Raw genomic sequence first — 12,749 nt, forward strand, 5'->3', positions numbered from 1 at the left:
TCGGCCCGGAGGCTTTGGTCGAAAACTGCGCATTATAAGAGCAGCGGCAAGCGACAAGCCACCAGCGGCAAGCGGAAGCCAAAAAGCCGATAAAGCGCTTGAGGCTAGATGACTGGCAGCAGGGTGGCGCTAAAACAAGTCGATCGGATCGATATCCAGCGACCAGCGCACCGCGCGGCTGGAGGGCAGCTGCTCGACCACCGGCAGCCAGGCGTTCATCAACTTATGGAGAGGCGCGCGGGCATTGGCCTGTAGCAACAGCTGGGCGCGGAAGCGTCCCGCGCGCCGCTCCATTGGTGCCGGCACCGGTCCGAGTAGTTCGACGCCGCCGAGGCCGAGCTGCGCCATGAGCTGTTCGGCTTCATGGCAGGCGTGATCGAGGAATTCTTCGGCCTGACCGGGCTTCGTTGCCTCGGCACGCAGCAGAGCCAGATGGCTAAATGGCGGCAGGCCGGCGGCACGGCGCTCGCTCAGTGCTTGGTCGGCAAAGGCGAAATAGCCTTGTTCGGTGAGCTGAACCAGTAGCGGGTGATCGGCAAGGTGTGTCTGAATGATGACTTTGCCGGGCTCTTCGGCGCGGCCCGCGCGACCGGCTACCTGCACGATCAGCTGGGCCATGCGCTCGCTGGCACGGAAGTCAGCCGAGAACAGCCCGCCATCGGCGTCGAGGATGGCGACCAGCGTGACTCGGGGAAAATGATGACCCTTGGCAAGCATCTGGGTGCCGACCAGCAGGCAAGGTTCGCCGCGGTTGATGGTGGCCAGCAGTTGCTCCATCGAGCCCTTACGTGAAGTGCTGTCGCGATCGATGCGCAGCACCGGGTAATCGGGAAAGATGATGCCCAATCGTTCTTCGGCGCGCTCGGTGCCGGTACCAACGGGGCGTAGATCGACGCTGTTGCAATCCGGGCAGCTGCGCGGTGGGCGCTCGGCGTGGCCACAGTGGTGGCAGCGCAGCTCGTTGTGACGCTGATGCAGGGTCATTCTGGCGTCGCAGCGCGGGCATTGGCTGAGCCAGCCGCAATCGTGACAAAGCAGCGATGGGGCGAAGCCGCGGCGGTTCAGGAATACCAGGACCTGTTGCCCGGCAGCGAGTGTCTGGGCCATGGCCTGCTGCAGCGGACCGGAGATGCCCGAGTCCAGCGGCCGACTTTTCACATCCAGGCGCAGAAAGCGCGGCGCTTGCGCGCCACCAGCGCGCTGGGTCAGCTTCAATAGGGCATAGCGACCGCTGTGGGCGTTGTGCAGGCTTTCCAGGGACGGGGTTGCCGAGCCCAGCAGCACCGGCAGATTTTCCTGGCGCGCTCTGACGATCGCCAGGTCTCGGGCGTGATAGCGCAGGCCTTCCTGCTGTTTATATGAGGCGTCATGTTCCTCGTCGAGGATGATCAGCCCGGGGTTCTTCATCGGCGTGAACAGCGCTGAGCGAGTGCCGATGATGATGTCCGCCTCGCCGTCCCGTGCCGCAAGCCAGGCATCCAGGCGTTCCCGGTCGTTGACGTTGGAATGCAGCAGGGCGATGCGGGCATTGAAACGCTTCTCGAAGCGCGCCAGGGTCTGAGGGCCTAGGTTGATTTCAGGGATCAGCACCAAGGCCTGCTTGCCGACTTTGAGCACCTGGTGGATCAGCTGCAGATAGACCTCGGTCTTGCCGCTGCCAGTGACGCCCGCCAGCAGAAATGCCTGAAACCCGTCCAGGCCGGCGCGAATGGCTTCGAACGCGGCGCGTTGTTCCTGATTCAGCGGCAGTTCCGGCTGCAGCAGCCAGCTGCCCTGATGGCCCTGAACCTGATGACTACGGCGAGTCTCGATGCGTAACAAACCTTTTTGCAGCAGCGGATCCAGGCTGTCCTTGCTCAATTGCAACTGGGTGAGTAGTGAGTGGGCCACGCCGTGGGGATGTTGGGCGATGGTTCTCAACGCCTCGCGCTGACGCGGAGCTCGGCTGAGGCGAGGGTCTTCGGGCCGCGCCCCGTTGGTGACATGCCAGAAGCGCTCCTGTCTTGCCTCGGCGGGTTCGCCCTGGCGCAACAGAACCGGCAGTGCCCAACTGAACGTGTCGCCCAGGCTGTGCTGATAATACTGGGCAGTCCACAGACACAGTCTGAACAGAGCGGGCGAGAGCGGGGAGCGCGTATCGAGCAGCTCCAGCGCCGGTTTGAGCTTCGCCTCGGGGACCGCACTATGATCAACGACCTCTACCAGAACCCCGACGATTTCACGCCGCCCGAACGGCACGCGCAGCCGCATGCCTGGCTGCAGCGACGCGGGCGGGACGCCAGCGGGTGGAAGGTAGTCGAAGAGTCTGCGCAGCGGAGAGGGGAGCGCGAGACGGAGTATGGGTTGGGGCACGCGGTAGTCCTTGGCGACGAATGCCGATCTTAAACGATACGGCGCGATGACAGTGTCTCGACGCCTTGAGCGGGATCGGCACTATATGATGAGGCGATCAGCTGTCCTTGCATCGATATCGGGCTCTGGTATTATTCGCGCCCTTCCGTGCGGTACTCGACATAGGGTCGGGTGGCGGCACAAGTCCTAGAGGATTTTCCATGAAAGCCGATATCCATCCTAATTACGTTGAAATCGACGCCACTTGCAGCTGCGGCAACGTCATCAAGACTCGCTCCACGCTGGGCAAAGATCTGAGCATCGACGTCTGCTCCGAGTGCCATCCGTTCTACACCGGTAAGCAGAAAGTGCTGGATACCGGCGGCCGTATCGACCGCTTCAAGCAGCGTTTCGGTGTGTTCGGCGCCAAGTAAGCTGTCGCCGCGACGGGAATCCCATGAGGCTTTCCGAGCAAATGAAAAAGGCGCCCCTCGTGGGCGCCTTTTTCGTTTGTGCCATTTTCAGCCTGCAGGCGCAGGCGCTCTGTCCCGTCAGTGGTCCGCTGTCACGAGTAAAGGTGGCGGCGGTCATTGATGGCGATACGTTGCGCCTCGCCGATGGGCGCAACGTGCGCCTCATTGGCGTGAATGCACCCGAGATGGGCCGCAAGGGGCGCAGTGCCGAGCCTTTCGCGGATGCGGCCCGGCAGCGACTGCAGGCATTGGTGAAAGCCAGCGGTGGGCGGTTGGATCTGCGCCTCGGTCAACAGGCTCGGGATCACTACGGCCGTCTTCTGGCCCATGCCTTCAATGATCGCGGCGAGAACCTGGAAGCTGTGCTGCTTGCCGAAGGGCTGGGTTTCTTTGTGGCTATCGCGCCCAATAGCCTGTTGGCCGATTGTCACCGAGCTGTAGAGCGTCAGGCCCGTTCCGCCGGCGAGGGGGTATGGCGCCAATCCCCGGTAATCTCGTCGGAGCGTCTACGCCGTGGCGGTTTTGCGCTGGTCCGGGCACGTGTCGATCGGCTGGAGGTGAATCGGGGTGGCGTCTGGCTGGAGCTGGACGGCCCATTGGTCTTGCAGATTCCGCGCGATGCCGTTGCGGGGTTTGACGATTCCTTGAAAGACCTGCCCGGCAAGGAGATCGAGGCGAGGGGTTGGGTGGTCGATCGCAAGGGGCGCGCGAATTTGTCACAGCAGGCTCGCTGGTTGCTGAGAATAAGCCATCCATCGATGCTCGCTCCGCTGCCCTGACGCGTTTTCCGCGCGGCGCAGGAGGGTATGGGGATCGTTGCTCGCCTGTCATCTGCAGGTCGTAGAGCGAACACTTGACAGTCAGCTTTTTCCATTGGGTTGTGACGGCGATCAGTCTTGGCGTATGCTCGGCGGCCTGTCTGTCCCAGAAAAAACAAGCGGAAATGCCCCATGACTGACCTGAAAACAGCCGCGCTCGAATACCACGCTAAGCCCCGTCCGGGAAAGCTGAGCGTCGAGTTGACCAAGCCCACTTCCACCGCTCGGGACCTGGCATTGGCCTACAGCCCTGGCGTAGCAGAGCCGGTACGAGAAATTGGCCGTGACCCGGAGCTGGCTTACCGATACACCGGCAAAGGCAATCTGGTCGCTGTGATTTCCGATGGCACCGCGATTCTTGGCCTTGGCAACCTTGGGCCGTTGGCATCCAAGCCGGTTATGGAAGGCAAGGGTGTCCTGTTCAAGCGCTTCGCCGGTGTCGATGTGTTCGATATTGAAGTCGATGCGGAAAGCCCGCAGGCCTTCATTGATACGGTCAAACGCATCTCCATCACTTTCGGTGGGATCAACCTGGAAGATATCAAGGCACCAGAGTGCTTCGAGATCGAGCGCGCGCTGATCGAGCAGTGCGACATCCCGGTGTTTCATGATGACCAGCACGGTACTGCCATCGTTACCGCGGCGGGCATGCTCAATGCACTGGAAATCGCCGGCAAAACCCTGGAGCAGGCCAAGATCGTCTGCCTCGGTGCGGGCGCTGCGGCGACTTCCTGCATGAAGTTGCTGGTGAGTATGGGTGCGAAGATCGAGAACATCTTCATGATTGACCGCAAGGGTGTCATCCATGCTGGTCGCGACGACCTGAACCAGTACAAGGCTGTATTTGCTCACGAAACCGATAAGCGCACGCTGGATGATGCACTCGATGGCGCGGATGTCTTTGTTGGTTTGTCTGGCGCCAATCTGTTGAGTCCTGAAGGGCTCAATCGTATGGCGGCGAACCCGGTAGTGTTTGCTTGCTCAAACCCGGATCCTGAGATCAGCCCGGAACTGGCACGCGCGACACGTTCCGATGTGATCATGGCGACGGGGCGCTCGGATTACCCGAACCAGGTCAACAATGTACTGGGTTTCCCTTTCATTTTCCGTGGGGCTCTGGACGTTCGTGCGTCGCGCATCAACGAGGAAATGAAGATCGCCGCCGCACTGGCGTTGCGCGACCTGGCCAAACTTCCGGTTCCGGCTGAAGTAGCCTCCGCTTATGGCGTAGAACAGCTGCAGTTCGGTCGTGAATACATCATTCCTAAGCCGATGGATCCGCGCTTGATTACGCTCGTTTCCGATGCGGTGGCCAAGGCGGCGATCGAAAGTGGCGTGGCGACCCTGCCGTACCCGTCGAACTACCCGCTCAAATCGGTCGACGACGTGTTCAATGTCTGACTAGGTTTGGCATGGCTCCGCTTTGGCGGGGCTTGCAGCATGAAAACCCCGGCTTCGGTCGGGGTTTTTATTTAGTGCTGTTTTTTAATGGGGAAGAATTGCTTAAAGATCCTGAATAGCTCAGCCGTTGTCACAGCTGAGCCAATTCTGGTGGGTTAGAACAGGTCGATGGGTGCAGCTTCGGACGCAGGTAGCGGACTGCCGGGCAACGTGGAGCCTGGAATGATCTCGTCATCCATGTTGGGCGGTGAGTCTTCACTTCGAAAGATTTCGAAATAGGCATCTGGTGTGCCCGGAGAAGCTGCGCGGCCGCTTTTAGGGTCGATCCGCAGTGTCAGGATTCCTTCGGGTTCGGCAGGTGCATGTTCGGGAGTGCCTTCCAGTACAGAACTCATGTAATCGATCCAGATAGGCAGCGCCACCGTTCCGCCATACTCCCGCCGACCAAGCGTTTGTGGCTGATCGAAGCCGGCCCAGACCGTTGTCACGATGTCCGCGTTGTACCCGGAAAACCAGCTGTCCTTGGACTCGTTTGTGGTACCGGTCTTCCCGGCGATATCGCTACGCCCCATCGCCAGCGCCTTGCGGCCCGTGCCGCGCTTGATAACGTCCTGCAGCATGCTGGTCATGATGTACGCGGTGCGCTCGTCAATGATTTGCTCGGCATGCAGCGGTTGCTGCGTGTCTGGCTCCGATGTGCCAATCGGCGGGGCGTCGCTCTGAGCGTAAGTGGTCACCTGTGCTTCACCATCTTCCGCTTGAGCGGCGCTGCGTTGTGGCACGCGCACAGGATTTGCCTCGAATATGGTCTTGCCGTCTCGATCCTCGATCCGCTCGATCAGGTAGGGCTCGATCTTGTAACCACCATTGGCGAAAGCGGTCCAGCCGATGGTGACTTCCATGGGGGTCAGGGTTGCGGTGCCAAGCGCGAGCGAGAGGTTCGGGGGCAGGTCCTCGCCTTTGAAGCCAAAGCGCTTGATATAGTCGACCGTGTAGGGAATGCCCAGGGTTTGCAGAAGGCGAATCGAAACCAGATTTCGCGACTTGTACAGGGCTTCGCGCAGGCGTATCGGACCTAGGAACGTGTTGTTGTCATTCTTTGGGCGCCAAACGCGATCGAGACCTTCCTCGACAAAGACGATAGGTGAGTCGTTTACCAGGGTTGCGGGGGTAAATCCGGCATCCAGTGCCGCGCTGTAAACGAAGGGTTTGAAGCTGGATCCAGGTTGGCGCTTGGCCTGGATGGCGCGGTTGTAATTGCTTTGGCCAAAGGAAAAGCCGCCGGTCAAGGCTTCGATAGAGCCATCAATAGGGTCGATAGATACAAGAGCGCCCTGTACTTGAGGCACCTGGGTGAACAGCGTTTCATCACCCGTGATGCTGACGCGGATCACGTCCCCAACGTTGGCTACATCCGAGGGAGCTTTGGGTTGCGGCCCAAGGCTGTTGCTGTTGATGAACGGCCGGGCCCACTTCATGCTCTCCCATCCGATGCTCCGCTCGCTGCCGTCACGAAGGATGACCTTGATGGCGTCTTTGGAAATCGCACTGACTACAGCGGGTAGCAGGCCGGACTGGCTGCGATAAGTGCCCAGTTCTTTCAGCCATTCTTCACGATCAGTACTCGCCAGCTGAGCTTCCGGACCGCGATAGCCGTGACGCTGGTCGTATTCGATCAAGCCCCGTGTCAGAGCCTCATTGGCAGCAATCTGGCGTTCGCTGGTTGTGGTGGTATACACGCGGAAACCGTCGGTATAGGCTGCGCTGCCGAAGCGGCCCACCATTTCAGCGCGCGCCATCTCGGCTATATAAGGGGCGTTGAGTTCGGGTGAGGAGCCGTGATAGGACGCGTCGACTACTTCTGCCAGTGCTTGTTGGTAGCGCGCTTCGTCTATTCTTCCCAGTCGATACATCCGGCCCAGAATCCAGTCACGCCGCTCCTTGGCGCGTTCAGCGTTGGCCAGCGGATTGAAAGCCGATGGTGCCTTGGGTAGGCCCGCGATCATGGCCATTTGCGCCAGACTAAGCTCGCTCATTGACTTGCCATAGTAGACATGAGCCGCGGCCTCAATGCCGTAGGCACGATTGCCTAAATAGATTTTGTTGACGTACAGCTCGAGAATCTCGTCCTTGCTCAGCTCTCTTTCGATCTGGAGCGCAAGAAGTATCTCGTTGATCTTGCGCGAAAAGCTCCGCTCGCTGGTCAGGAAGTAATTTTTTGCGACCTGCATGGTAATGGTGCTGCCGCCGGTCTGAATCTGGCCGGTTTTCAATAATTGCGTGGCAGCGCGCATCAGGCTTTTCACGTCGACGCCATAATGGTTAGCGAAGTTGTCGTCTTCGGCAGCCAACAGCGCGGCGATAAAGTCTTCGGGTATTTCGTCGAAGTCGATAGGGGAGCGACGCATTTCGCCATACTCGGCGATCAGCTTGTTGTCATTGCTGTAGACGCGCAGCGGTATCTGAAGCTGGATGCTGCGCAGCGATTCGACCGACGGCAGGTTGGGGCTGAGATACAGGAAAGCGCCACTCAAACTGAGCAAAAGCCCGCAGAAAATAGCCAGGCACGACCATAGGAAAAACTTCAGAAAACGCATCGGGGTTCTTTGAATCCAGGGTGGGGAATGAGGTGTAAGCCGCAGACGATGCTGAAAGGAAAAACCGTTCACATTATAAGCGGTTTTTTTGCCGGGGAGCCATTTGCGCTTCTGTCAAGGCTGTTATCTAATGCGGACAAACATAATTAATCCGTAAGTGGCGGATAAAGATAGGAAATCGGCCGTGCTAGGGCTCTTCACTAAGAAAGCGAACACGCTGCTTGGGATCGACATCAGTTCGACGTCCGTCAAGCTGCTCGAATTAAGCCGTTCAGGCTCCCGATATAGGGTTGAGTCCTATGCGGTCGAACCGCTTCCGCCAAATGCCGTGGTGGAAAAGAACATTGCTGAACTCGAAGGTGTAGGTCAGGCGCTGACTCGGTTGTTGGTCAAGGCCAAAACCGGAGTAAAGTCGGCCGCCGTAGCCGTCTCCGGCTCGGCAGTCATCACCAAGAGTATCGAGATGGAAGCCGGATTGTCTGATGACGATCTGGAAAATCAGCTGAAGATCGAAGCGGACCAATACATTCCTTATCCACTGGAAGAAGTCGCGATCGATTTCGAAGTACAGGGTGCTGCGCCTCGTTCTCCCGGACGCGTGGAAGTGCTTCTGGCCGCGTGCCGCAAGGAGAACGTGGAGATTCGCGAGGCGGCGCTCGCTCTTGCGGGATTGACGGCCAAGGTCGTTGATGTCGAAGCCTATGCGCTGGAGCGTTCTTACAATCTATTGGCGCCGCAATTGGGCGCTGGTCATGATGAGCTGACAGTGGCGCTCGTGGATATCGGCGCGACCATGACCACGCTGAGCGTGCTGCATAACGGTCGCACCATCTATACGCGCGAACAGCTATTCGGTGGCCGCCAGCTCACCGAGGAAATCCAGCGTCGCTACGGCCTTTCGATGGAAGAGGCCGGCCTGGCCAAAAAGCAGGGAGGCCTTCCAGACGACTATGACAGCGAAGTGTTGCAGCCGTTCAAAGAGGCGGTTGTTCAGCAGGTTTCACGCTCGCTGCAGTTCTTCTTCGCTGCTGGGCAGTTCCATGATGTGGACTACATCCTTTTGGCGGGCGGTACGGCTTCAATCCCCGGGCTGGATCGGTTGATTCAGCAGAAAATCGGAACCCAGACTTTAGTCGCCAACCCTTTTGCCGATATGGCGTTGAGCGGCAAGGTCAACGCGGGTGCGCTGGCGAGTGATGCGCCATCGCTGATGATTGCCTGTGGGTTGGCCTTGAGGAGTTTCGACTGATGGCCCGGATCAACCTTTTACCCTGGCGAGAGCAGCTTCGCGAAGAGCGTAAGCAGCGCTTTCTGGTTTCCCTCGCCGGCGTTGCAGTCCTGGCGGCGGGCCTGTTGTTTCTCGCAGATCAGTACCTCAATCACGCCATCGAGCGGCAGAACGCGCGGAACGACTTCGTTCGCAAGGAAATCGCCGTTCTGGATGCGCGAATCGCCGAGATCAAAGAGTTGCGTGAGCGTCGGCAGCAATTGCTCGAACGTATGAAGATCATTCAGGACCTGCAGGGCAATCGTCCCATCATTGGCAGGGTGTTCGATCAACTGGTACGTACGCTTCCCGATGGCGTGTATTTCACCGAGCTGAAAATGGCCGGCAAGAACATCGCAATCGTTGGCGGCGCGGAATCCAATAACCGGGTCTCAAACCTGATGCGCAATTTGGATGGATCTGAATGGCTGGAAGCGCCAAATCTGAACGAAGTGAAGGCTGTCACTGCTGGTGCAGTGGATCAAGAAAACATGTTCCAGCTAACGGTGCAGCAGACGCAGCCGGCCGCAGCTGTTGAAGGAGATAAGCCATGAGTCTGGCTAGTTCTCTGGAAAGCCTGCGCAGTGTCGATCTTGCCGACCTGGATATGAACAACCTGGGCTCGTGGCCCGCCGCGGTGAAGGTTATCGCCGCAATATTGCTGATGGTTCTGTTGCTCGGAGGGGGCTATTACTTCCATCTCAGCGACCTGCAAGCCGGGCTTGACCAGCAGAAGGCGCAAGAGGAGACCTTGAAGCAGCAGTTCTCGTCGAAGGCGTTCCAGGCTGCGAACCTCGAGGCGTACAAGGCGCAGATGGTGGAAATGGAGGCGTCGTTTGGCGCGTTGCTACGCCAGCTGCCTAGCGACACCGAAGTCCCAGGCTTGCTTGAAGACATCACTCATACCGGCTTGGGTAGCGGGCTCGAGTTCGAAGAAATCAAGCTGCAGCCAGAAGTTACCCAGCAGTTCTACATCGAACTGCCGATACAGATCAAAGTGGTTGGCGGTTACCACGATCTTGCGACTTTTGTCAGTGGCGTGGCGAGCCTACCGCGGATCGTCACCCTGCATGACTTCGAGATCAAGCCTCTCAGCAAGGATTCTTCTTCCAAGCTGCACATGAGCATTCTGGCCAAGACCTACCGCTACAACGACAAGGGGCTGCAGAAATGAATGGAGCCCGAAATACCGCACTGGGCCTGGCTCTAGTTTTGCTGACTGGCTGTGGCGTCAGCGGTGACTTCGAGGATCTGCGCGCCTACATGGACGACGTGCGGGCCAAGCCGAAAGGAACGATCGAGCCATTGCCGGCCTTCTTGCCATACGAAGCCTTCACCTATAGCGCGGCATCACTGCGGCACCCATTCCAGCCGCCGATGAAGATCGATCTGACCCAGCGGCAGAAAGGGTCGAAAGACATTCGGCCTGACGAGACTCGCATCAAGCAGTTCCTCGAAGAGTTCAATATTGAAAACTTCGTCATGGTCGGAACATTGACCAATGATGCCGGGCGATACGCCTTGATCAAAGGTGGTGACGGGGTTCACCGAGTCAAGGTCGGTGACTATCTGGGGCGCAACCATGGCCGTATCGTTGAGATCAGCGAAGCCGAGGTGGATGTGCTCGAAATCGTTCCGGACGGAGAGGGTGGTTGGCTTGAGCGCCCGCGCAGCCTGACCTTGAAAGAGCGTTCTTGAGTCATGGCAAAAATGGAAAACCTTTACCGGTCTGCACAACGGAATCCTTCTATGAATACCACTCTCTCTCGTCTCGGCTTGTCCCTGCTGGCGGCGATGATCTCGCCCGCGCTGCTGGCGGCGAACCTCAATGCACTCGATGTTGCTTCGCTGCCCGGTGACCGCGTTGAGCTGAAACTGGCCTTCGATGAACCTGTACCCACCCCGCGGGGCTATACGCTCGACCAGCCGGCGCGCATTGCGCTCGACCTGCCAGGTGTTTCCAGCAATCTGAAATCCAAAAACCACGAGCTTGGTGTCGGTAATGCCCGCAGTGTGACCGTAGTCGAGGCCCAAGGTCGCACGCGGCTCATCGTAAACCTCACATCCTTGGTGCCTTATTCGACTCGTGTAGACGGAAACAATTTGTTCGTCGTGCTCGGTGAAAGCGGTGCAGCAACCGCGGCTGTAGCGGCCGCTCCGGTGGCGCCGCTACACAAGACAAAACCAACCGCGTCCGTGGCTGCGGGCAAGGCGATCAATAATATCGATTTCCGTCGTGGGGAAGATGGGGCCGGTAACGTCATCATCACGCTGTCGGACCCGTCGATCAGTCCGAGCATTGAAGAGCAGGGCGGCAAAATTCGGGTCTCCTTCGCCAAGACGCAGCTGCCGGAATCGCTTCGTGTGAGGCTGGACGTGCAGGATTTCGCTACGCCGGTCAAATTCGTCGATTCCAGCAGTAAGGCCGAGGGTGCGAGTATCGCCATCGAGCCCAGCGGTCGTTACGACTATCTGGCCTATCAGACGGACGACAAGCTGACCATCAGCGTCAAGCCGCTTAGTGAGTCCGATGTCGAGAAACGCAAGGCCGAGCACTTCACCTATTCGGGAGAGAAGCTGTCGCTGAATTTCCAGGATATCGATGTCCGTTCGGTTCTTCAGTTGATTGCCGACTTCACCGATCTCAACCTGGTCGCCAGCGATACCGTGCAAGGCAATATCACGCTGCGCCTGCAGAACGTGCCGTGGGATCAGGCGCTGGATCTGGTACTGAAAACCAAAGGGCTCGACAAGCGTCAGGTTGGCAACGTGCTGCTGGTGGCGCCAGCGGACGAGATCGCTGCACGTGAACGTCAGGAGTTGGAGTCCAAACGGCAGATTGCCGAACTGGCTCCGTTACGTCGCGAGGTCGTGCAGGTCAATTACGCCAAGGCATCGGATATAGCCAAGCTCTTTCAGTCGGTAACTGCAGTTCATGGGCAGGCTGACGATCGCGGCTCCATCGCGGTTGATGATCGTACGAACAACATAATCGCCTACCAGACCCAAGAGCGTCTGGATGAATTACGTCGCATCGTGACTCAGCTGGATATTCCAGTTCGACAGGTCATGATTGAGGCTCGAATCGTTGAGGCAAACGTTGGGTACGACAAGGCGCTTGGGGTTCGTTGGGGTGGTAACGTAGTGAACGATCAATGGAGTGCCTACGGGAAGGATGGCGCTAGAGCCTTCGACGATGACGGGATTTTGAGGCCGCCGGGCACGAAAGAGGTCGGCAATTATACTCTTGAGGAGGGAACGGCGCCGGTGCCTTTTGTCGACATGGGGGTACTAAACAGCACTTCCGGTGTCGGTATTGGCTTTATTTCGGACCACCTTTTATTGGACCTTCAGCTCTCTGCTATGGAGAAAACCGGGAATGGAGAGGTGGTATCCCAGCCGAAGGTCATGACAGCGGACAAAGAAACAGCGAAGATTCTGAAAGGTACGGAAGTACCTTATCAGGAGGCCAGCTCCAGCGGTGCGACTAGCACTTCTTTTAAAGAAGCGGCCCTATCCTTAGAAGTTACCCCTCAAATCACGCCAGATAACCGTATTATCATGGAGGTCAAGGTGACTAAAGATGCACCAGACTTCCGCAACGCAGTAAATGGTGTTCCACCGATCGATAAGAACGAAGTCAACGCCAAGGTATTGGTGAACGACGGAGAAACTGTTGTGATCGGTGGTGTATTCTCCAACAGTCAATCCAAAAGCGTGGACAAGGTTCCGTTTCTGGGTGACGTACCCTACCTTGGCCGCCTGTTCCGCCGCGACGTAGTGACGGATGCTAAGTCTGAGCTGCTGGTCTTCTTAACACCCAGAATCCTGAATCATCAGGCTATCGCAGTGAATCGCTGAT

10 protein-coding genes are annotated in these 12,749 nt (G+C 58.2%); 8 read left to right on the plus strand and 2 right to left on the minus strand.

The genetic code is table 11. The annotated features are described in order from the left end of the window. Window positions 1-129 precede the first annotated feature (129 nt). A complete protein-coding gene (locus NA645_RS04840; RefSeq protein ID WP_256047785.1) occupies window positions 130-2,352 on the minus strand; it encodes a primosomal protein N' in 2,223 nt (740 codons plus the stop codon). A gap of 200 nt (window positions 2,353-2,552) precedes the next feature. On the opposite strand from NA645_RS04840, the gene rpmE reads away from it, so the two are divergent. The 3 genes from rpmE to NA645_RS04855 all read left to right on the plus strand — a co-directional run bounded on the left by rpmE (window position 2,553) and on the right by NA645_RS04855 (window position 5,023). Then, window positions 2,553-2,765, plus strand: a complete 213-nt coding sequence (gene rpmE, locus NA645_RS04845) for a 50S ribosomal protein L31 (protein WP_131651781.1) — start codon at window positions 2,553-2,555, stop codon at window positions 2,763-2,765. A 23-nt stretch (window positions 2,766-2,788) separates the two neighbouring features. Beyond that, window positions 2,789-3,583 (plus strand): thermonuclease family protein, encoded by a 795-nt coding sequence (locus NA645_RS04850; RefSeq protein WP_256047786.1) that lies wholly within the window; start codon window positions 2,789-2,791, stop codon window positions 3,581-3,583. A 171-nt stretch (window positions 3,584-3,754) separates the two neighbouring features. Then, on the plus strand, window positions 3,755-5,023 hold the full coding sequence (locus tag NA645_RS04855) for a malic enzyme-like NAD(P)-binding protein (RefSeq protein ID WP_256047787.1): 1,269 nt from the start codon (window positions 3,755-3,757) through the stop codon (window positions 5,021-5,023). A 155-nt stretch (window positions 5,024-5,178) separates the two neighbouring features. Here NA645_RS04855 and NA645_RS04860 read toward each other — a convergent pair whose 3' ends face one another. Then, the gene (locus NA645_RS04860; RefSeq protein ID WP_256047788.1) at window positions 5,179-7,620 is read right to left on the minus strand and encodes a penicillin-binding protein 1A; all 2,442 of its coding nucleotides are present in this window, start codon (window positions 7,618-7,620) and stop codon (window positions 5,179-5,181) included. 184 nt (window positions 7,621-7,804) lie between these two features. On the opposite strand from NA645_RS04860, the gene NA645_RS04865 reads away from it, so the two are divergent. The 5 genes from NA645_RS04865 to pilQ are packed head-to-tail and all read left to right on the plus strand — an operon-like array spanning window position 7,805 to window position 12,748. Next, the gene (locus NA645_RS04865; protein WP_256047789.1) at window positions 7,805-8,869 is read left to right on the plus strand and encodes a type IV pilus assembly protein PilM; all 1,065 of its coding nucleotides are present in this window, start codon (window positions 7,805-7,807) and stop codon (window positions 8,867-8,869) included. Beyond that, window positions 8,869-9,441, plus strand: a complete 573-nt coding sequence (gene pilN / locus NA645_RS04870) for a type 4a pilus biogenesis protein PilN (protein ID WP_256047790.1) — start codon at window positions 8,869-8,871, stop codon at window positions 9,439-9,441. The genes NA645_RS04865 and pilN overlap by 1 nt, the downstream gene beginning before the upstream one ends. Then, window positions 9,438-10,061: a type 4a pilus biogenesis protein PilO gene (pilO, locus tag NA645_RS04875; protein ID WP_256047791.1), complete on the plus strand. Its 624-nt coding sequence runs from the start codon at window positions 9,438-9,440 to the stop codon at window positions 10,059-10,061. The genes pilN and pilO overlap by 4 nt, the downstream gene beginning before the upstream one ends. After that, window positions 10,058-10,585, plus strand: coding sequence for a type 4a pilus biogenesis lipoprotein PilP (pilP, locus tag NA645_RS04880; protein ID WP_256047792.1), 528 nt, complete (start codon window positions 10,058-10,060; stop codon window positions 10,583-10,585). The genes pilO and pilP overlap by 4 nt, the downstream gene beginning before the upstream one ends. A 51-nt stretch (window positions 10,586-10,636) precedes the next feature. Beyond that, complete coding sequence (gene pilQ, locus NA645_RS04885) at window positions 10,637-12,748, plus strand: type IV pilus secretin PilQ (RefSeq protein ID WP_256047793.1); 2,112 nt, start codon at window positions 10,637-10,639, stop codon at window positions 12,746-12,748. Window position 12,749 lies beyond the last annotated feature (1 nt).

Origin of the sequence: Stutzerimonas stutzeri (assembly GCF_024448955.1) — a bacterium.
Lineage (GTDB): Bacteria > Pseudomonadota > Gammaproteobacteria > Pseudomonadales > Pseudomonadaceae > Stutzerimonas > Stutzerimonas stutzeri_AQ.